At 39.4% G+C, this 21,199-nt stretch carries 19 protein-coding genes and 1 rRNA gene; 16 read left to right on the forward strand and 4 right to left on the reverse strand.

The genetic code is table 11. From position 1 onward, the window contains the following. Positions 1-246 precede the first annotated feature (246 nt). The 6 genes from rrf to hisG all read left to right on the forward strand — a co-directional run bounded on the left by rrf (position 247) and on the right by hisG (position 4,957). Positions 247-361, forward strand: a 5S ribosomal RNA gene (gene rrf / locus MN869_RS10720). A 292-nt stretch (positions 362-653) separates the two neighbouring features. After that, positions 654-2,102 carry an RNA polymerase factor sigma-54 gene (locus tag MN869_RS10725; RefSeq protein ID WP_005205749.1) on the forward strand — a complete coding sequence of 483 codons (1,449 nt, stop codon included), beginning with the start codon at positions 654-656 and terminating at the stop codon, positions 2,100-2,102. A 172-nt stretch (positions 2,103-2,274) separates the two neighbouring features. Continuing rightward, entirely contained in the window at positions 2,275-2,616 is a 342-nt protein-coding gene (gene raiA, locus MN869_RS10730) for a ribosome-associated translation inhibitor RaiA (protein WP_004655596.1), read from the forward strand. 137 nt (positions 2,617-2,753) lie between these two features. After that, positions 2,754-3,005, forward strand: coding sequence for a BolA family iron metabolism protein IbaG (gene ibaG, locus MN869_RS10735; RefSeq protein ID WP_005151378.1), 252 nt, complete (start codon positions 2,754-2,756; stop codon positions 3,003-3,005). 6 nt (positions 3,006-3,011) lie between these two features. Further along, the gene (gene murA, locus MN869_RS10740; RefSeq protein ID WP_004804524.1) at positions 3,012-4,271 is read left to right on the forward strand and encodes a UDP-N-acetylglucosamine 1-carboxyvinyltransferase; all 1,260 of its coding nucleotides are present in this window, start codon (positions 3,012-3,014) and stop codon (positions 4,269-4,271) included. After that, complete coding sequence (gene hisG, locus MN869_RS10745; protein WP_005151374.1) at positions 4,268-4,957, forward strand: ATP phosphoribosyltransferase; 690 nt, start codon at positions 4,268-4,270, stop codon at positions 4,955-4,957. Before murA ends, hisG begins: the two co-directional genes overlap by 4 nt. A gap of 45 nt (positions 4,958-5,002) precedes the next feature. On the opposite strand, the gene MN869_RS10750 is transcribed toward hisG, so the two are convergent. Further along, a complete protein-coding gene (locus MN869_RS10750) occupies positions 5,003-5,875 on the reverse strand; it encodes a sigma-70 family RNA polymerase sigma factor (protein ID WP_033133453.1) in 873 nt (290 codons plus the stop codon). A 5-nt stretch (positions 5,876-5,880) separates the two neighbouring features. Further along, on the reverse strand, positions 5,881-6,312 hold the full coding sequence (locus MN869_RS10755; RefSeq protein WP_005191407.1) for a carboxymuconolactone decarboxylase family protein: 432 nt from the start codon (positions 6,310-6,312) through the stop codon (positions 5,881-5,883). A 256-nt stretch (positions 6,313-6,568) separates the two neighbouring features. On the opposite strand from MN869_RS10755, the gene hisD reads away from it, so the two are divergent. Both hisD and hisC read left to right on the forward strand, forming a co-directional pair. After that, complete coding sequence (gene hisD, locus MN869_RS10760; RefSeq protein WP_033133454.1) at positions 6,569-7,858, forward strand: histidinol dehydrogenase; 1,290 nt, start codon at positions 6,569-6,571, stop codon at positions 7,856-7,858. A gap of 61 nt (positions 7,859-7,919) precedes the next feature. Next, the gene (gene hisC, locus MN869_RS10765; protein WP_033133455.1) at positions 7,920-9,005 is read left to right on the forward strand and encodes a histidinol-phosphate transaminase; all 1,086 of its coding nucleotides are present in this window, start codon (positions 7,920-7,922) and stop codon (positions 9,003-9,005) included. A 14-nt stretch (positions 9,006-9,019) separates the two neighbouring features. Here hisC and MN869_RS10770 read toward each other — a convergent pair whose 3' ends face one another. After that, positions 9,020-10,363 (reverse strand): anthranilate synthase component I family protein, encoded by a 1,344-nt coding sequence (locus MN869_RS10770; RefSeq protein WP_033133505.1) that lies wholly within the window; start codon positions 10,361-10,363, stop codon positions 9,020-9,022. Between the two features lie 509 nt (positions 10,364-10,872). On the opposite strand from MN869_RS10770, the gene MN869_RS10775 reads away from it, so the two are divergent. The 6 genes from MN869_RS10775 to MN869_RS10800 all read left to right on the forward strand — a co-directional run bounded on the left by MN869_RS10775 (position 10,873) and on the right by MN869_RS10800 (position 19,239). Next, entirely contained in the window at positions 10,873-11,832 is a 960-nt protein-coding gene (locus MN869_RS10775) for a DUF6160 family protein (protein WP_033133456.1), read from the forward strand. 423 nt (positions 11,833-12,255) lie between these two features. Further along, positions 12,256-13,089, forward strand: a complete 834-nt coding sequence (locus MN869_RS10780; RefSeq protein ID WP_004804539.1) for a C39 family peptidase — start codon at positions 12,256-12,258, stop codon at positions 13,087-13,089. A gap of 45 nt (positions 13,090-13,134) precedes the next feature. Further along, a complete protein-coding gene (locus tag MN869_RS10785; RefSeq protein WP_243307498.1) occupies positions 13,135-14,283 on the forward strand; it encodes a hypothetical protein in 1,149 nt (382 codons plus the stop codon). Between the two features lie 15 nt (positions 14,284-14,298). Then, positions 14,299-15,963: an outer membrane protein transport protein gene (locus tag MN869_RS10790; RefSeq protein ID WP_171066456.1), complete on the forward strand. Its 1,665-nt coding sequence runs from the start codon at positions 14,299-14,301 to the stop codon at positions 15,961-15,963. Then, positions 15,963-17,201 (forward strand): putative pilus assembly protein FilE, encoded by a 1,239-nt coding sequence (filE, locus tag MN869_RS10795; protein ID WP_033133458.1) that lies wholly within the window; start codon positions 15,963-15,965, stop codon positions 17,199-17,201. The genes MN869_RS10790 and filE overlap by 1 nt, the downstream gene beginning before the upstream one ends. 19 nt (positions 17,202-17,220) lie before the next feature. Then, the gene (locus tag MN869_RS10800; RefSeq protein ID WP_033133459.1) at positions 17,221-19,239 is read left to right on the forward strand and encodes a hypothetical protein; all 2,019 of its coding nucleotides are present in this window, start codon (positions 17,221-17,223) and stop codon (positions 19,237-19,239) included. 43 nt (positions 19,240-19,282) lie between these two features. On the opposite strand, the gene MN869_RS10805 is transcribed toward MN869_RS10800, so the two are convergent. Continuing rightward, a complete protein-coding gene (locus MN869_RS10805; protein WP_033133506.1) occupies positions 19,283-19,831 on the reverse strand; it encodes an NUDIX hydrolase in 549 nt (182 codons plus the stop codon). Positions 19,832-19,951: 120 nt separating this feature from the next. Between MN869_RS10805 and MN869_RS10810 the strand changes: the two genes are divergently transcribed. Together MN869_RS10810 and MN869_RS10815 are read left to right on the forward strand one after the other, a co-directional pair. Continuing rightward, positions 19,952-20,566, forward strand: coding sequence for a CoA pyrophosphatase (locus MN869_RS10810; RefSeq protein ID WP_162180579.1), 615 nt, complete (start codon positions 19,952-19,954; stop codon positions 20,564-20,566). Positions 20,567-20,590: 24 nt separating this feature from the next. Continuing rightward, positions 20,591-21,118: a gamma carbonic anhydrase family protein gene (locus MN869_RS10815; protein WP_162180581.1), complete on the forward strand. Its 528-nt coding sequence runs from the start codon at positions 20,591-20,593 to the stop codon at positions 21,116-21,118. Positions 21,119-21,199: the final 81 nt, after the last annotated feature.

The following is a 21,199-nucleotide window of genomic DNA, read 5'->3' on the forward strand; positions in this document are numbered from 1 at the left end:
TGATAGGTTGGGTGTGGAAGCACGGTGACGTGTGAAGCTGACCAATACTAATTGCTCGTGAGGCTTGACTATACAACACCCAAACAGTTGTTGTATTCAAGATAAATTCAATACATAACTTGATTTAGTGAATAAACTAGTTACAATACCGACTCAATAATCTAATCCGTTAATAACTCTTTGGATAGTAAGTAAGGCATACGATGAATACATCGTGATTAAGACCCGAAAGCACCACAACAGTTTGCTGGCGACAATAGCAAGAGTGAACCACCTGATCCCTTCCCGAACTCAGAAGTGAAACCTCTTAGCGCTGATGGTAGTGTGGCACTTGCCATGTGAGAGTAAGTCATCGCCAGCTTTTAAATTAGAACACCCCCAACCAACCGTTGGGGGTGTTTTTTATTGGGCGGACGAAAATAGGTAGTGGAGGGAATCAGTCGTAAAATCTGAGCTAGGGCTTTTATAGAAGGTGTAAAGAAAAGTCCTTTCTGACAATTTTAGATTGTTTTTTATAAAAGATTGTACATGTGCTAGTTTTTTGAACAGATTAGTCAGTTGAAAAGCTTTTTCCTTGTATGCGGAAACATTGCTTTATGTTATAAATATTTTTATAGGCATGTTTTTTGCTTATTTTAATAAAAGGAAAGACTATGAAATTATCTGTTGGATTGAAAGTTGCGAACAGCTTATCGTTAACTCCTCAATTGCAGCAGGCCATACGTCTTTTACAGTTATCCAGTTTAGAACTTGAACAAGAAATTCAAATCCAGTTAGACAGTAATCCATTACTTGAAAAAATAGAAGACATGGGGACCATGGAAAGTCTTTCTTCACTAGAAGAAAAAGAGAATGGAGACTTAACCACTGAACTGAATGCGGATCATCTTCCAAATGATTTACCCGTTGATACTGAATGGGATGATATTTATACCCATCAATCTACAGCGTTGGCCTCACCAGAATATGAAGAAAGAGAAGACAATCGTCAGGTACATTTAAGCCTCAAAGAGCATATTTTAGATCAAGTCAATCTCTTGCATTTTTCAACGGTAGATAAATTGATTGCATATTGCATCGTAGACTCCCTTGATGATAAAGGATTCCTCGACGCAGAGTTGGATGACATTTTACTTGCTGTTTCCCGTCTTTTACAGGAAATGGAGAGTGAGGAAGAAGTTGAGCAAGATGAAATTATTGTTGTTTTAAAACATATTCAACGTCTTGATCCTATTGGTGTCGGTTCCAGAAATTTAGCAGAATGCTTGAAAATCCAACTTGAAACTTTTAATGAAAAAGTTCCTTATCTAGCGGAAGCTAGAAATTTATTGAAATATTATGAGTTATTGATTTCGAATGATTTGAATAAGTTGTTAAAGCAAACAGGGTTATCTAAAGAGCAATTAAAAAGTGCCGTTGATTTGTTAAAGACTTTGAAGCCTTATCCTGGGTTAGAGTTCAATCAACAAGAATCTGAATACCAAGTCCCTGATGTAGTCGTGTCGAAGAAAGATCAACATTGGCAAGTTCAGCTTAACCCTGATGTATTGCCTAAGTTACGCATTAATTCTTTTTATTCAGGCATGATTCGTAGAGCTGATCAAAGTGATGATAATGTCTATTTGCGCAATCAAATGCTGGAAGCGAAGAATTTTATCAAGAGTATCGATGAGCGTCATAAGACATTGTTGAAAGTAGCAACCTGCATTGTTGAGCATCAGAGAGCTTTTTTGGAGCAAGGCCCAGAAGCGATGAAGCCTTTAGTACTTCGTGATGTGGCAGAAGAGGTTGAATTACATGAGTCGACCGTATCTCGTGTGACAACCAATAAATATATGCTGACACCACGTGGTTTATTTGAATTGAAATACTTCTTTTCTAGTCATGTTGGAACAACAACAGGTGGTGAGGCTTCATCGACGGCAATTCGAGCCATGATTAAAAAACTCGTTTCAAGCGAGAATCCACGTAAGCCTTTGTCGGATAATGCAATTGCTGAAATGTTGAAGAATGAAGGGATTGAGGTGGCTCGACGCACGGTAGCAAAATATCGTGAATCGTTACATATTGCCTCATCTTCTGAAAGAAAAGTCTTGATCTAAATTTCAAGGTGTGACTATTCTAGGGGTTCATTATTACGGAATAATGAATTTTTTTAATGATCACTAGAGGAATCGCTGAAATGATTTAATGGATATTGAACCACTGATAATGTGCATTAAATTTGCTGAAGCGATTTTCTTGTATCCTGAGAAAAAGGTGAGGGATAGAATTATGCAAATAACGATTCGTGGGCACCATTTAACCATTACACCAGCCATTGAAGAAAATATAAAAGAAAAGTTTAGTCAAATGACCAAGCATCTAGATCAGGTCAATAGTATGCAAATCAAGCTGGCTAAAGATCATCAAATTGACAAACGTTCACACAAAGGTAGTGCAAATCATATCGCTGAAGCGATTATACGTTTGCCGGGGGTAGAACTGTTTGCACAGGCGACAGCCGATGATATGTATACTTCAATTCGAAAACTGACAGACAAATTAAAACGCCAGCTAGCAAAACATCGAAAAATTCAATGTTCGTATCAGCATGAACTGGCACTTTTGAGTTAATTTTTTATTTTGTATAAGAGGCTTTTTGTGAAGCCTCTTTTTTTATTGATAAAAAAAGAAACTGCTTACTGAATTATGTGAAAAAGTTATAGTAAAATAGCTGGTTTTACACCAATGGTTGTATAAGAGGCCTTGTAATGAATAGTGAGCAGCTCACGCAAATTTTAAAAGAAGCTTTCCCTGAAGCAGAAGTAGCAGTGAGCGGTCAAGCTGGGAAATTTGACCTTCGTATTGTGGATGATCAGTTTGAAGGTAAGCGTACCGTTGCTCGTCAACAAGCCGTTTATGCACCTCTAAATTCTTATATTGCGAGTGGCGCAGTTCACGCTGTTACGATTCGCGCAATGACAAAAGACGAATGGCGCAAAGCAAGCCTTTTCGGAGCTTAAATATTAATGGATAAATTTTTAATTACGGGCGGTGTTAAGCTCGAAGGTGAAGTACGCATTTCTGGTGCTAAAAATGCTGCTTTACCTTTACTTGCAGCAATGATCCTTGCTGACTCTCCGATTAAGCTAACCAATGTACCTAATCTAAAAGATGTAAACACATTGGTTAAGTTGATTGCTGGTCTTGGTGTGACCATGAGCTATGAAGGTGAAACGGTTTGTGCTGACGCATCAACATTAGATAACCAGTTTGCACCATATGAACTTGTACGCACCATGCGTGCATCTATTTTGGTGCTCGGTCCTTTGTTAGCACGCTATGGTAATGCAAAAGTATCATTACCAGGCGGCTGTGCGATTGGCTCACGTCCAGTCGATCAACACTTAAAAGCTTTAGAAGCTTTAGGTGCGCAGATTGAAGTTGAAAATGGCTATGTCCATGCTTCAGTTGATGGTCGTTTGAAAGGCGGTGAAGTTGTTTTTGATATGGTGACCGTTGGTGGTACCGAGAATATCTTGATGGCTGCTGCACTTGCTGAAGGTGTGACCACGATTCGTAATGCTGCTCGTGAACCAGAAATCACCGATCTTGCGCAAATGTTGATTAAGATGGGCGCTAAAATTGAAGGTTTAGATACAGATACTTTAGTTGTTACGGGTGTTGAAAGTTTGCATGGTTGTGAATATGCCGTAGTTGCAGACCGTATTGAAACAGGTTCATATTTAGCTGCCGCTGCCATTACTGGTGGACGAGTGAAGACTACCCATACTGATCCTTCATTATTAGAAGCAGTATTGGATAAGTTCGAAGAAATGGGTGCGGAAGTCACGCGTGGTGATGATTGGATTGAGTTGGATATGCAGGGCAAACGTCCTAAAGCTGTGAGCTTTAGAACACTGCCACATCCAGAATTTCCAACAGACATGCAAGCACAAATTATGGCTGTCAATGTGATTGGTCGTGGTTTTGCAACGATTTCTGAAACCATTTTCGAAAACCGTTTTATGCATGTACCAGAGCTTTCACGTATGGGTGCGAATATCCAAGTGGAGGGACATGATGCGGTGGTAACAGGTGTGGAAACACTTCAGGCTGCACCTGTAATGGCAACCGATCTACGTGCTTCATTCTCACTTGTTTTAGCTGCTTTGGTTGCTGAAGGTGAAACACTGGTTGATCGTATCTACCATATCGATCGTGGCTACGAACATGTAGAAGAAAAATTGCAAAGTTTAGGTGCTCAGATTAAGCGAGTAAAAGGATGAATGACTTAAGAAACGATGATCCAAATTTTGACGTAATGGGCAATTTTGATCATGGTTTAACTTTAGCACTCAGTAAAGGTCGTATCTTAAAGGAAACATTACCGTTGCTTGAAAAGGCGGGTATTAATTTACTTGAAGATCCAGATAAATCACGCAAATTGATTTTTCCAACTACGCACAAAAAAGTTCGTATTTTGATTCTACGGGCGTCTGATGTTCCGACTTATGTTGAGAATGGTGCAGCAGACTTTGGTGTAGCGGGTAAAGATGTATTGATGGAACATGGTGCGCAACATGTTTATGAGTTGCTTGACCTAAAAATTGCCAATTGTAAGTTGATGACGGCGGGTAAAGTCGGCATGGAACGACCAAAAGGCCGTTTAAAGATCGCGACTAAATACGTCAATTTGACTCGTCAATACTATGCAAGCCTTGGTGAGCAGGTGGATGTCATTAAGCTATACGGATCAATGGAACTTGCACCTTTGGTTGGCTTGGGTGATTACATTGTCGACGTGGTCGATACAGGTAATACTTTACGTGCTAATGGCTTAGAGCCATTAGAAGAAATTTGCAAAGTTTCTTCACGCTTAATCGTCAATAAGGCAAGCTTTAAGCGTAAGCAAGCGGTGTTAAATCCGATTTTGACGCAACTCGAACAAGCCATTAAAGCACGTCAAAACTAAGTTTTAGATTGAATTGAATAAAAAGGTCAGCTTCGGTTGGCCTTTTTATTTGAGTTTATCTGGATTACGTAAAGAATAAATGCTTTGCAGTTGTTGCTGATCATTGAAAGCAAAAGTAAGTACCATGACACAACAATGGTCTGAGTCATAGAGTTTAAAACCGACACTGCCATTGATATGGCCCATTTCCCAAGAGAGCTCTGTCCACGCTTGAAAAAGCAAGCGTTCAAAGAAACGTAATATAGGTGGTTGGCCAATGAAAGGCTGTCGAATAGCTGAGACTTTACCACCGCCATCCGCTGCAAATTGGATATCGTCACTAAGTAACTGTGTGAGTTGATTCAGGTCATGTGAATGAATGGCGACCTTGAAGGCATTGAGTAAGTTGATTTGCTGCTGAGTCGGATGATTCGAGAGAACATTCGGTTCATCTGCAATACGTTTTCTGCTGCGGGCCACCAATTGTCGACAATTACTTTGTTGTTCCCGAAGGATTTCCGAAATTTCAACATAGTCAAGATTAAAGATGTCATGTAGTAAATATGCCGCACGCTCTTTAACTGAAAGTTTTTCAAGAATCAAAAGGAAAGCTGTGGAGAGGGTATAGTCGGATTCGACCGAGAATGTTTCTGTATGATGATAGGGTTCAGGTAACCATGTTCCCGTATATTCAGTTCTAGACCTGTGGTGAGCACGGAGTAGATCAATGCAATGGCGTGTGCATACAGAGGTCAGCCAAGCTTGAGGATTGAGAATATCTTGCTTAGGTTGCTGTTGCCATTTTATAAAAATATCCTGTAAGACGTCTTCAGCATCACTTGTTGTCCCTAATAGTCGATAAGCAAGACCGAACAGGAATGTTCGGCTTGTCTCAAAAATAGTTAAATCTTGTTGGCTAATCATGCCTGATGCTTTCATGGATGTTAATGCTGTGAAATTGCAATTCGATTCCACAAATTAATCATGCCAATCAGTAAAGTTAAAGCTGAAATTTGTGGCTCACTGAAATATTTTAATAGTGTTATACGTAACGGCTCATAATCAGTGAGCGGGTGTAAAGTCGTGAGTGCTTCAACCCAAGCAAAGGCAGCTTTTTCCTGATCCGTATAATCATTGCAATGTCGCCATACAACCAAACGGTCCAAACGTGATTGTATTTCACCATCTGCCAAAGCTTCAGCAATATGCATCTTCACACAAAAAGCACAGCCATTGATTTGTGAGGCGCGTAATAGAACAAGATGATAAAGCGAGCGATCTATCAAAGCTGAATCAAGAATATTTTGATGGACTTGATAGAGGTGATGAATTGACTCTGGTAAGTGTTTTTTAGGATGAATATTGAGTGTCGTCATTATAGTGTTCCTGATTAAAATCAACGTAGGTATTCATTTGACGACTCAGCCTTTTGTTTTGTGACAAATGGAATAAAAAAAATTTAACTTTTGTTTTTGATAGCTAAATGTTTTGATTAAAAAGATAAAAGTAGAGATTGTGGATTGATCGAAGAACCTTCTCTTTCTGATTGATTTTTTTAGCCTATATTGTGCCCACAAGCACACTGAAAAAGAGTAAACTTAGTGCTCTCTTATTCGCCTTGTGGGTAAATTGATGCGACGTTTATCGACTCAGGATCAAAATTTTAAACAGACATTTGCTGAACTTTTAGCATTTGAAACGGTTAATGATCCTCAATTAATTCAAACTGTAGATCAAATTATTGCTGATGTACGTCAGCATGGTGATGATCATGTGCTTAAATTAACGCAACAGTTCGATCGACATCCAGCGCATCAATTCTCTGATTTAGAACTGACTCAAGCACAGCTCAAAACCGCATTTGATGGTTTAAGTGTTGAAATCCGTGAAGCATTAGAGCTTGCTGCAAAACGCATTCGTTCGTTCCATCAAGCACAAAAGCAGGAAGGTTGGACCTATATCGATGAGTTGGGTAATACCTTAGGTCAAAAAGTCACACCTTTGGATCGTGTAGGGATTTATGTGCCTGGCGGATTAGCCTCTTATCCATCATCGGTACTTATGAATGCTTTGCCTGCACATGTTGCAGGGGTTCCTGAAATTATTATGGTGGTTCCGGCACCAAATGGTGAGTTGAATCCATTGGTATTAGCAGCTGCCTATTTAGCTGGGGTGAGCCGAGTGTTTACCATTGGTGGTGCACAGGCCGTTGCAGCATTGGCTTATGGAACACAAACCATTCCAGCAGTAGACAAAATTACCGGACCAGGCAATCGATTTGTAGCAGCCGCAAAACGTGCGGTCTTTGGTCAAGTTGGTATCGATATGATTGCAGGGCCTTCGGAAATTTTGGTCTATGCCGAAGGTGAAAATAATGCTGAATGGTTAGCCATGGACGTATTGTCTCAAGCTGAGCACGATACGGTTGCACAAGCGATTTTCATTACTCCAGATGAAACGCTGTTAAATGCAGTTGAAGCCGCGATTGAAAAGCATTTAACTGAATTACCAAAAGCAGAAATTGCCAAAACTTCGATTCAAAATCGTGGTGCATTGGTGTTGGTAAAAGATCGTGCAGAAGCAGTTGAATTGATTAATCAGGTCGCACCTGAGCATTTAGAACTTTGTCTTGATGATGCTGAATTGATGAGTCAGGAGATTCGTCATGCGGGTGCAATCTTTATGGGACGTTATACCCCAGAAGCCATTGGTGATTATTGTGCTGGTCCAAACCATGTCTTGCCGACATCGGGTACGGCACGTTTTTCTTCACCGCTCGGTGTTTATGATTTTCAGAAACGCTCTAGCTTAATTATGTGCTCTGAAGAGGGGGTGAAAAGCTTGGCAAAAGCAGCCGATGTTCTGGCAGTGCAAGAAAATCTTGATGCCCATGCGCGCTCAGCCCGTTATCGTTACCAATAACCGATTCAAAGATTGATAGGGGCTGGTTAGCCCCTTTTTTAGGATACATGAGAGTAGAATAATGACGTTTACAGCAGAACAAATGCGTTTTTGGAGCCCCGAGGTTCGTGAATTAGAGCCGTATGTACCCGGTGAGCAGCCTAAAATTCAAAACTTACTCAAACTCAATACCAATGAAAACCCATATCCGCCATCACCAAAAGTGGTAGAAGCAGTGCAAGCTGTTTTAGCAGATCATGCTGATGCCTTACGTCTATACCCTGACCCAGACGCGACGGTGTTAAAACAGGCGATTGCCAAGCAGCAGCATGTTGATGTGGCACAAGTCTTTGTCGGTAATGGGTCGGATGAAGTATTGGCACATATCTTCAAAGCTTTTTTTATCCAGAAACAACCGATTCTCTATCCAGATATTACCTATAGTTTTTATCCTGTTTATAGCCAGTTTTTTGCAACACAAACCAAACAGATTCCTTTGAATGAAAAATTCGAAATAGATGTATCGGATTATGAACAGGAAAATGGCGGTATTATCATCACCAATCCAAATGCGCCAACCAGTATCGCGCTCGGTTTAGATAAGATTGAGCAGGTACTCAAGGCAAATCCAGATCGCGTGGTCGTAATTGATGAAGCCTATGTTGATTTTGGTGCTGAGTCAGCAGTGCAATTGGTTAATCGCTATGAAAATTTAGTGGTTTGCCAAACGACCTCTAAGTCACGTTCATTGGCAGGCTTACGCGTTGGTTTTGCCATTGCACAAGCACATTTGATTGCGGGACTTGAAGCCGTAAAAAATAGTTTTAACTCCTATCCAATTGATCGTTTTGCAATAGCAGCAGCCGTGGCATCATTCGAAGATCAAGCTTATTTTGAAGCGCAATGTGCCAAAGTGATTGAGAGTCGAGAAAAATTAGTGAGTGATCTCATAGCTTTAGGCTTTGAGGTATTGCCTTCGAAAGCCAATTTTATCTTTGCCACACATCCGCAACATGATGCTGCCCAGTTGTCTCAACAATTGCGTGAACAGGGGATTATTGTGCGTTATTTCAATAAGCCGCGTATTAATCAATTCTTGCGTATCACGATTGGTACAGATGAACAAAACCAGCGTTTAGTCGATACGCTTAAAACGCAAATTTTATAAATTTGTATTGACGCTTATTGTTCAGAAGTCTGCCATGTATTGAGTAAATCAAGCATGGCAGAAATTTTATCAAAGCATTCTTGATATTCTGCTTCTGCATCAGAGGCAATGGTGATGCCGCCACCCGCCCACATCGATAATTGATCCTGATATTTTTGAATACTACGAATCAAGATATTCCAGCAACCTGTACCATCGAAATTAAAATAACCTAAGCTGCCACAATAAGCGCCACGCGGTGCACCTTCTAATTCTTCAATGATTTGCATAGCACGAATCTTTGGTGCACCTGTGATTGAACCGCCAGGCAGGGCAGACAGTAGCATTTGCATTGGATTGATGTCTGCTTTTAAAGTTGCCGTAATTTCGCTGACCATATGATGGACTTGATTAAAGCTTTCAATTTCAAATAATTTGGTTGTTTCAACAGAGCCTGTTTCAGCATAGACACTCAAGTCATTGCGGAGCAAATCGACAATCATGACATTCTCAGCCTGATCTTTTTCAGAGTGGCTGAGTTTATCCTTTGAGATCTGATCTTGTTGTGGATCGTTAAAACGTGGCATGGTGCCTTTGATTGGACGTGTTTTAATTTCTCGGTTGTGCTTGAATTCAATAAACAGTTCAGGAGAGCAACTGAGCAATTCAAAATCATTGATTTTGAGATAACCAGCATAAGGTGCTTGGGTGAGTTCCCATAAATCATTGGCGCGGCTTAATAATGAACCTTGTACATGCGCTGTAAATTCTTGAGTCAAGTTAATTTGATAACAATCACCCGCTTTGATGTACTCCTGAACTTGGTTGAATGCAGTGAAGTACTGCTGTTTCGTCCAACGAGGGTGGCATTGCTGATTTAAAGATAGTGCATTGAGTTGTTTTGGTGTATTGATCAAATCGGAAATGTGTTGATAGATACTTTCGGCCTGAGCTTCATCACTATAAAAGTACCATTCACCTTGCTGAAACTTTAAAAAGCTGGTGTATTGACCCAAGAAAAAACTTGGCTGTGGGCATGCATCAATTGTTGTAAATTGATCTGCACTATAGTCATAACTAAAGAAGCCAATATATCCACCATAAAATCCATCAGGATGATCAGAAGAGGAGGTGCCATCAAACTGAGAGAAGTCGAGGAGAGAGCGTACTTCTGATTTGATTTGATATTGATTGAATTGTATTTGTTGAAATTGTTGAAGCTTAGATTGCTGAAAAATTAGAAACTCTTTGGGTAAAAATGCAATAACAGGTGCACCTTGGTCATGCAAATAAACTAAGCCAGTCAAATCAAACAGTCGGGACAGAAGCTCAAATGCAGAAGTGAGTTGCGTGTTAAGCTTTTGCTGAAAATAAGACATAAAACGGAAATACTGGCTATACATTTGAAGAGAGAAATTGTACTACATCCAAAAATATCAAACTGATGTTTATCCTACTGTTTGATGAAAAAACGGATGCTTTTGCTCGAAGATTGCTTAGATCAAATAAATGATGTATTTATCAGATTAGAATGAATAAAGCACTTTTGTTAACACTTCTTATCTGATTTTTGACGATGATAAATGGTTAACAGATTTAAGTTTAGATTTGGTGTTCAAAAAAATATAATAAAAATCATGAATAATTACATGTTGTTGTCACAATTTTTTAAAAAAATTATTGTCGATTGTTTTATATGCCGTTTGTCGGTTTGTGGATAAAAAGCAGTTAACAGGAGTTGAACATAAAATAACAAACAGGTAATTTAGTAATTGCTAAGCGAACTACTCAAGGATTGGAAGTTCAAGTTGTCATTTAAGAATAAAACGACCGTGGACAGTTTAGAGTAGTGTAAGTCAAAAAATAAATGCTCTTGGGAGAGTGCTCAATGAAAATGTTTACTAAACTAGCTTTAGTTTCTTCAATGGCGATTAGCGCAAATGCAATGGCTATGCAGTCAATGGATGATGCTGCACTAAGCGCTGCAACAGGTCAAGATGGGATTAATATTGGTCTTGGTATTAGCTCTGTTACGATCGATAAATTATTAATTCATGATACTGATGGTTATGCGAACAACAGCGGCGCAGCAGGTACAATTGGTTCTGGTGGAACAGGTGTTGCTGGTGCAATTGTTGTAAACAACGTTTCAGTTACACCAAATACGGCTGCATTGTTGCCTTCTCATAACTTGGCTGATTTGAAAATTGATACGGATGCTGGTACTACAGCAACTGGCGGTGCGTTCCTTAATGTTGCAGCTAAAGTATCTGGTTTGAATATTAGTCTTGGTAAAATCGAAGTTGCTGCTTCTGGAACTCAAGGTACAACAAATATTCAACGTGGCACTACTGGCGCAGCAAATGAAATCTTATCTGGTTTAACATTAAAAACAGGTACGATGGATGCGAATATCCAATTAGGTGCTGCTCCTCAAGGCGCAATGATCATGTTGAATACGACGATGGCTGGTGGTTTGGAAATTACCAATCTAGGTATTAAAGATAAATCAACAATTGGTCAGCAAACTTCAGGAGCTGTTGCAAGTACATTGGCGGGTGAAATTCGTTTAGACAGCATTAAAGTTGCTGATAATGGCAGTAATGACATGACTGTTAAGGCAAATGTAAGTGTAGTTGGTGAAAGTGTTGCAGGTGCTAATGACGGGTTCTTAAGAATTGTAAGTCAATCTCCAGCAAACGGTACAGATATTTACATTAAAGGTGTTCATTTAGGTAGTGCGACTGCTGGTTCAATCGGTGATGTAGAAATCCAAGGTTTAAAAACTACTTACGGTACTGGTCCTACAGCTGGTTCTGGCGCAGTAATTACGATTTCTGGTCACTAATCAGTTATCAAACAAAAAAAAGCGCATTTTGCGCTTTTTTTGTTTTTAAGTAGAGTTTCTATAAGGTAAATAATGCAGAAGGAAGTAATAATCCTGAGTTGTTTGAGTGTTTTAAATTATGCTGCTGATGTGTTGTAATTTTATGCCTATTATTCATAGGCTTTAAGTAAATTATTCGGTTTTATTTTTAGAAGTAAAAAAGTTAAAATTATAAATAATTGTTATAAAAATGTTTGCTTAAAGGCAAGATTTGTCAAATTGTCGGTGTAATAATAAAAAAAATAACATTCTGTCAAAAAAAACCAAAAAAAAGATGTATTTTTTTATAAAAGAAGGTATCTTCATCTTGCAGGGATGTAGTGTCATAGACACTAAAAATAAGATGAATAAGGCAAGTGCTGCCATTGTTAGAAAAAGAGACTTATGTTAGAGATCGCTTTAGGCTCGGCATTGATGTATTACTTTACAACGCAAGCCTTTGAAATAGAAAAAAAACCAGAAGGATCTGTATATTATACAGAAACCTTGGATTCTCGTTATCCTTCCTTTACTCGCAACCACCGTGAAGCAGTAGTGATTAAACCTGCTACAGAGGATCAGTTTCGGGGGATCGTTCGTCAGGCTTATGATTATAGTTGTGGTTCGGCTGCCTTAACAACGTTATTAAACGGTTATGGGGGGTTACGTTTAACTGAACAGCAAACAATGAGCGGTCTACTCCAGTATGGTGAGTATCAGCGTATTATTGAGCGTCGTAGTTTCTCTTTATTAGATATGAAACGTTTTGTTTCCGCTTTAGGGATTAATAGTGGAGGCTATCGTGGGGAATTTTCAGATCTTATCTCGTTAAAGCAACCAGCGATTGTTCCTATTACTTATGCTGGCTTTAAGCATTTTGTTGTATATAAAGCATATAAAGATGGGCGAGTTTATGTCGCTGATCCTGCGTTAGGTAATATTAGCTTTGATGAAACTCGTTTCAAAGAAATATGGGATAACAATACATTATTTATTGTTGATATTCCTCAACAATACCAAAAGAGCTTATTAGCATTGCAAGATGCGGATATGCGTCATGTTGAGGATGCAACTGTAAATCGGTATGCCCTTGCTGAAATTCAATTTCCAACGCAAAAATTTGAGCATCTTGCGGACAAAGCTTCGACAATGCGTCGAGTATTGGATGCAGATCCTAATTCAGAAACGTATAACCAACCGATAACGACTTATATGCGCTTATATTACAAGCGGAAGTAAATTTAGAAAAATCAGTAAAATTAATGTAATAGGATGCAAAGTAAAATGAATCGTACATGGATGAATATGAGTGTGTTGGCCTTAAGTTTAAGTGCAATCACATCAACACTTTACGCAGCAGAACAAGCATCACCTGTTGAGCCTGTAGCATCTGGAACAGATCAGGCATCAGTAGCTGAAGTACCAGTGAATACAGTAGCTGAAAGTCCAGCAAATCCTGTTGTAGATACCAGTGCGGTCGCTGAGGGGAATCAAGCAGACCAAGCTGCAAGTGCTTTACAAAAAAAAGAAACTGATGCAACACAGGAAACTAATTTACAAGAAGTATTCACGTCCAATGAGCGCCAGTATTCATTAATTAAGAAAGGCATTTTTTCATCTTATTATGATTTGGACTATACCTATTATCGTGATAGCCGCCTTGACTTGGCCTTGAATGATAGTAATAGCTCATTATCTAGATTACGTGTTGAAGAAGATGCTAACCATACCTTAACCAATACGTTTACGGTTCAATACGGTTTATTAGACAATTTGACGTTATCTGCTTCGTTACCTTTTGTGGCGAAAAAAGAGTTATTGAAAGACCAAACAGCTGCAGGTTTAGGTGATATTAATTTTGGTGCGCGTTGGGAACCTTTTCCGTTAAAACAGGGCCGTTTGCCATTGGTCCTATTTGGTAGCTTATCAACTAAAACAGGTGATAGCCCATATGAAGTAGGGGTCGATGAGCTATCAACAGGTAAAGGTCATTATTCAGTTGGTGCTGGAGCAAGTACACGTAAATATATTGACCCTGTCGTATTGTTTGCATCAGTTTCAACTAGTTATGGTCTAAAAGAGTCTGGACTCAATCAATTGCGCGGAAGCCGCGTTTTAGAAAGTTTTGATCCAGGTCTCAGCGGTGGATTCTCTTTTGGTTTTGCCTATTCATTTAACTATGACGTGTCATTGACCATGTCATATCAACAAAGTTTTAATACTGGGGCGAAATTCTATTTCGAGAATGATGAAAGTTATAAATCTGCTGACCAGAGTAGTGCTATGTTGTCATTTGCTTTAGGGGTACGTGTATCACCTGAAACAATTGTGAATGGTACTGTCGGGATCGGTTTAACGGAAGATGCACCAGATGTATCACTAGGCTTATCTTTCCCGCTTGATATCATAGGTTTTGGTAAAAAAGCTCGTTAAGGAGATGTAATAATGGTGAAACACCTTAAATTATGTCCATTAACGATAGCGATTTTTTTTGCTGGGCTATCGAGTGCTACCCATGCACAACTCGGACAAGACCTATCTGTAGATTTGCGTTCTTTATCATTAGGGAATGCAGTTACCGCGGATCCCCCTGGAATTAGTGCAGTTCACTTCAACCCTGCAGCACTTGCTAAACTAGACGGTTTACAAACTGATGTGCAAGGGATTCTAGCGAACTTTGCTATTAAACGAGATTATGCTGCGCCTGCTGGCTACAATGTTTTTGGCTATTCGGATGATCCGATTGTTTGTAATGATGGGCCTGAAGTTGACTCGAATATTTGTACTGACTTTAAAGGAACGGTAAGTGGTGATGTTGAATATGCCAGTATTTATGTGCCTGTTTTAAAGAAAATTGTAGATTTAGGACCGAACTCCCCATTAGTTGCGCCCACTGCTGGTATTTCTTATAAACCACCTGGCTCAAAAGTAACTTACGCAACAGCAATTTATGCACCACTTGTAGCTGGTTTTGGTGCAGAAGATGGTAATCCAAGTAACTATATGGGGCAGCAGGTTGCTCTAGAGCGAATTACCTATTTATCGCCTTCATTTGGTTATCAGGTCAATGATAATTTATATCTCGGTGCTTCAATTGGGATGTCCTATCAAGCCATTGCGATGAAAACGGATTTACGTTTCCCAAATGAGCTGATTGGGGTATTACGTATGGTCGATGAAGTCGTTTGTGGACCATTTAAACAAAATGGAGACATTATTACTGACCTCCTGCTTTTTGGTATTTGTAATGCCAAAGAAGGAATGGATCCTTTTAGTAAGGTCGGATCTCTGGATGTTTCACTAGAACAGTCTTTAAGTCCAAGCTATAACTTGGGTTTATTGTGGGAACCTACGGATGACTTTAGCTTTGGGATGGTGTACCAAAGTGAGGCGAAGATGCGGTTAAAAGGTAAATATTTAATTAATGTTGCGGAAGCGCCACAACAATTAATTGCTGGGTTGAACTCATCTGCAACAGGTCAGATTCTTGCAGCAATTTTAGGATTTCCAAGTTATGCACCCCCAATAGAATCTGGGTTGTTAGCAATGGATTTTAAATATCCACAGCATTTTAAAGCTGGGATTAAATATAAAATCTTCCCTGATTTGCAAATGAACTTTGATTTAGGTTGGACGGATTTCTCTGCTTGGGACAAGTTTAGATTTGAGTTTGATCGCCAAATTTCTTTGTTAAAAGTTGCTAAGCTTTTATCTAACGATGTAACCGATCGATCATTATCTTTACCATTAAAGTTTCAGTCTTCTTGGCGTTGGGGGATTGGCTTTGAGTATTCTGCAACAGATCGCTTGAAATTACGTATGGGCTATGAGCCTCGTACTAGTTCAATTCCTGATGATAAACGGAATACCATGGTGCCGATTAACAATGCACAATTGTTCGGTTTAGGGATCGGTTATCGTTTTGATCAGGACACAGATTTAGATTTATCACTTGGCTTTTTACGTAGCCGTGACGATATTCCTGCAAATACCAGTAGTCTTTCAAACCAAACAGGGGTGAATAACCTGTTATTAAACCCTTATGCAGGTTTGAACGTCAAAACAAATACAAAAGTCACTTTACTCGGGATTAACTACAGAACAAGATGGTAATGCAAAAGAAAAGGACTCAGCAATCGGCACTTGCTATTTCATTATTACTTTTAATGGTATCAAGTGTTTCGACTGTTTATGCGGATGGTTTCTATACGATTATTGGTCCAGATGGTCGTCCAATGGTTGTGCCTATGAAAATTGGAAAAAAAGAAGCAGAGCCTCGTAAGCAGCAACAGGAACCTCATGCTGAAAAAGCATCACAACCAACGATTACTAAGATCAATCCAGTAGAAACAGGAATTGTACCACTTGAACAGAAAAGGGCGGTAGAAACCCCTAAATCATTTGAAACCAAACAAAGCCAACAAAATACAGCTGAAAAGATTTTAATTGAGTCAAAAGTCCCAGAGCCCAAAGTTATTGAACGAGCAGTCGATTCATCTAAAACGACGAAGATAGTCAATAATGAATCTGGAAAAGAATCTTCAGTACCAACTAAAAAATTAAGTGAGACTCAAGTTTCTTCCAACCCTTTGACAATAGAGAAGCCAACAGTTGAAAAAACACCATTAACTAAAAGTGTTTCTAATTCTTCAAATGAAACTACCTCAATAGTTGGATTTAATAAGGTTGATGGTGTGGATTATGTCAATAATGAATATTTAGAAAATCAAGAATTTAATTTGGATGGAAAAAAACGCTTTTATACGATACCTGATGGCACTGGGCGTACTGAAACGATAGAACGGAAAAAAGGAGTAAGTCGGTCAGTTCTAGATAAAATTCTAAATCGATCACAGCAATCAACAGCTCCAATTGCGTTATCTGGCACTTATATTCGTTTATCGAGTGATGATCTAAAATTAGCTTTTGAAAATGATCGTTGTTTTTTAGAGAGTTATAAAAAATCAATCAAAACTCTGACACTTAAAAAAGATATCGGATTATGGCCAAGAAAGCCTCTTAAGGAAAAATTTGAATATGAGCTAGTGAAACTAGACTCTTCTATTCAGTATATGCAAATTGATTCATATTCTTCCAATAATGAAAAACCTGTTTATTACTGGCCTTTAGTTGTATTTTTGGACGAAAAAGGGTGTATTGAAGAGGGTGTAAGTGGATTTAAAAATAGTAAAACTGCTGCGACAGTGTTACAACATTCGGGTATCCAAGGTGTGATAAAAGTACCAGTAGGTGCGCATTACATGATGATGACGCCACTAGCATCGGCGGTCGATGTTTCTGAACAAGAACTTTCTAATCAAGGACAGATAAAAATTTCTGTTTTACAGTAATCATGGATAGGATTAACCAATGATGAACAAAAAAATATTATTGCCATTTGCACTTTCAACGTTGGCTATTTTTTTACATGGTTGCGGTGGTGAAAGTGCCAAAATCAATGAAGACCCCAATAAAGGTGTAACAGGGGTAACTTCAAATACCAGTTGTGATATTACTGCGACGGATTGTTTACAGTTTGTTCTAGATTACCCAGTAGCGGGTTTAAATTTTGATTGTAGCAGTGATAAGGTCAATCACTTTGCTACAAAACTAGACGGTAATATCGTTACAGGTGCGTGTAAGTTAGGTGATACTGTAACTTTTTATCTTCAAGGTGCTGAAAGTCCAAGAAAAATTAGTTTAGGTACAGTTCAATTAGATAACATTACAAAAACGAAAGTAGCAGCAGTACCTGCGCGAATCAGAATTCTTGATTTAGCGACAGGCTTAACGGGACAGACACCTGCTAGCTTAAGTGTCAGTGATGATACGATCAGAGTTGCCATGGCTTTGGCTAAAATTTTTCAGAGCCAGAGTGTTGCAAATGATATGAATGTCATTGGTGATGTACAACCAATTGAGTTCAGCACGGAAAAGAAAAATGCGCTTGCTGCTATCAGTCGTGATATTGGTGTGACCGAACTAAGTAGTGGCGCATATGCTGAAATTTTAAAGCCATGGTTGGATGTAAGCAAAATCAATGATGAGCAGGCTTTTGCCGTTGTCACACAATTACTGAATCTAAGTAATGTGGGGGTATTGTATGCTGAACTCCCTCTTTTTAAAGCCGGTAGCAATGGTACAGTTGTGGCAGTTCCTAACGAGGGCAGTGGTATATTTCCTGATGGCCTCTTTGGATGTAATAGAGAACTTTATAAGGACTGTCTCAATATCGGTGAAGATAAAGGGGCTAGTTTACGGCACTCGATGGGGCGGTTTGAATTATTAACAGATCGTCAGGGTTATACGATTGGTTTTGGTCAACAGTGGCGAGGAAGCCCGATTATTACCAATGGTGTCGTATCTCCGCCTATTGTATTGCTAGGAACAACGAAACCAGAAAAGCTACAAGTCAATGCCCAAAAAGAATGGTTTAACTTGGTTAATCAAGAGATTAACTCGAATCAGCCACTACGTTTTACATTAAACAATAATGCAAGCGAAGATGTGTTAATGACACAGGGTAAGTTGATTAATGGAACCAACATCGCCAGTACTGAGGCTGTCTATCGACAGTTGATGAAATTAAAATCGACGGATCCATTTAACAATGCAAAAGATTTGGGTTTATGGCAGCAGAGCCTTGCTGGTGTAAACTATAAAGGGGTGACGGATGTATTTAAGGTCAACCCAGCTAGTTATTTACCAAAAGATGTCTTTACTACAGAAGAGAATGTTAGATCGGGACAGCGTTATGCATTCCCATTATATGCAACTCTGACTTTTAAATTTCAAGAGACCACCCTTCCATCAGTTGATTTAGGGATCGTGATTGATGAACACGGTGATATTCGCACTGATATTAAAAAGGATGCAACCGCAACAGATATGTCAGGGAGCTGTGCTAAAGCAGAACCACAAGCTGATGGTACATTTATTGATGAGTATGGTGTAACACAATATCGAGTGGGTACGACAGGTGGGGCACTTTATTCGGCGAATGATAAATCAATTACCGTGCGTATGATTTTAGCAAATCCAAAATTTGGTGCTATCGAAGGTGTATTACTCGGTTTGAACTTTACCTCCTTAAATGGTCAAAATAATATTAGTGGTGCGAAAATTAATGTGCATAACTTATTAAATGGCCAAGCCACAGGAATTAACTTAACCAACTTCTCAAATAATACGGTTTCTTGGTTGAATAATTCTGCTTTATATCTGACCGCTTATATCAATGCTTACGATAAAGAAGGAACAGATAAGAGCAAGTTGGTTGAACCAACGGCTCAAGAGCGTGCTTTTGCAAAAGGTTATCAAGGAACTGCAAGTATCCGTATTGCAGACCAAAGAATACCAGCATGTAATGCAATTAAAGTGAAATCTTAGTATATATCAATAAAAAAGACCGCAATGGCGGTCTTTTTTTATTTTAACCCGTATGGTCGAGTCGTGTTCCTAGCGTTTCTAAATGGGTTGGAAAAGTCCCTATTTTACGATCCGCAAAATAATGTCGAAGTGTTTGTTCTACACTCGGAAAAGCCAATTCGGTCCAAGGAATTTCATGTTCTTCAAACAAACGGCATTCGATACTTTCTTCACCCGCACCAAATAAGCCTTGTTTTAAATGCGCTTTGAATAGGACATAGATTTGGCCAATACGTGGAATATTGTACATACAATACAGCTGTTCGATTTCTACTTCGGCCTCGGCTTCCTCACGGGTTTCACGTGCCGCACCTTGCTCCATGGTTTCAAAGAGCTCCATATAACCAGCAGGTAAGGTCCACAGACCATAGCGTGGCTCAATTGCGCGGCGACATAACAGCACCTTGTCATCCCATAGGGCCAATGCACCACAAATCACTTTGGGGTTTTCGTAGTGAATGTTGCCACAATGAGTGCAGACAAGTCGTGTTTTATGATCACCGAGTGGAATTTTTGCTTCAGTTTGATGTCCACACGCAACGCAAAAGCTCATAATTATCATCAACCGTAGAGATAGCTCAGCATAACTGAATTTTGATGACTTGGCATCATGATCTATGATTGCAGTTAAAATTTCGGCTATGATGCTGAATAAGGAAAAAGAGAAAAAGAGATGAGTCATATGGAAGAACCATCGTTAATACAACTTTTACAACAACGGTTGCGTTTTTCCAAACGAATCCAGCAGGCGGATGCTGCGGTTTTGATTGCAATTACCCAAGAAATTCAACCGAAAGTCTTACTGACCCGCCGTTCTATGCAGTTGTCTCAACATGCGGGAGAGGTGTCTTTTCCCGGTGGAAAACGTGATCCAAGCGATACCAGTAATATCGTGGTTGCCTTACGTGAGGCACAGGAAGAAACAGCCCTAAATCCATTTGATGTTAAACTTCTGGGTGATTTACCGATTCAGCGTGCACGCAGTGGTCTCTCGGTTAAACCCATTGTGGGATTAATCCCTGCTCAGGTCGATTTAATCGCTCAACCTACAGAAATTGATCGAATTTTCTTTGCACCATTACAAGAGTTGATGGATGCTCCACCTTTGCCTTATGAAGTCCGTTTGGCTAGGCAATCGCTGTATTTTCCAAGTATGCAGGTGGAAAGTGAAATTGTGTGGGGACTTACGGCTCGCATGTTAATTTCCTTATTTCAGTATGGTTTAGGTTATCAAAAAAATTGGCCGTTCTTGGTGAATCCACCTCATTTTGGGTTATCTAAATTCTAATTTTTTTAAGAGTTATTAATCATGATGTATACCTATCAGGGATTGAGCCCAAAAGCGTTACATGAACCTTGGGATGGCTGGGTTGCTCCAACAGCAACAGTAATTGGTCAAGCAGAATTGGGTCGTCAGGTGAGTATTTGGTTTGGCGCTGTGGTTCGTGCCGATAATTGTGTGATAAGAATTGGCAATTTTTCCAATATTCAGGAAAATGCAGTATTACATACTGATGCAGGCATCGAATTGAATGTGGGGGAATATGTCACGATTGGGCATAAGGTGATGCTGCACGGTTGTACGATTGGTGATAATTCCTTAATTGGCATGAATGCTGTAATCCTTAACAATGCAGTGATTGGCAAGAATTGTATTATTGGAGCCAATGCACTGATTCCTGAAGGGAAAGTGATTCCTGATAATTCAGTCGTGATGGGATCACCGGGTAAAGTAGTGAAAACGCTGGATGAGCAGGGCGCTGCCCGATTGCGTTTAAGTGCCTTGCATTATGCCGAACATTATAAAAATTTCTTAGATTTAGCGCCGTTCCAGTTTTAATCATTTCAGTGTAATCAGCCAAGTTTATGCTTGGCTTTTTTATGGTGATAAAAAGACAATAACTCGCCTATCGCGTTTGAG

It is taken from the genome of Acinetobacter sp. NIPH1876 (assembly GCF_022808535.1).
In the GTDB taxonomy this organism is placed as follows: domain Bacteria; phylum Pseudomonadota; class Gammaproteobacteria; order Pseudomonadales; family Moraxellaceae; genus Acinetobacter; species Acinetobacter higginsii.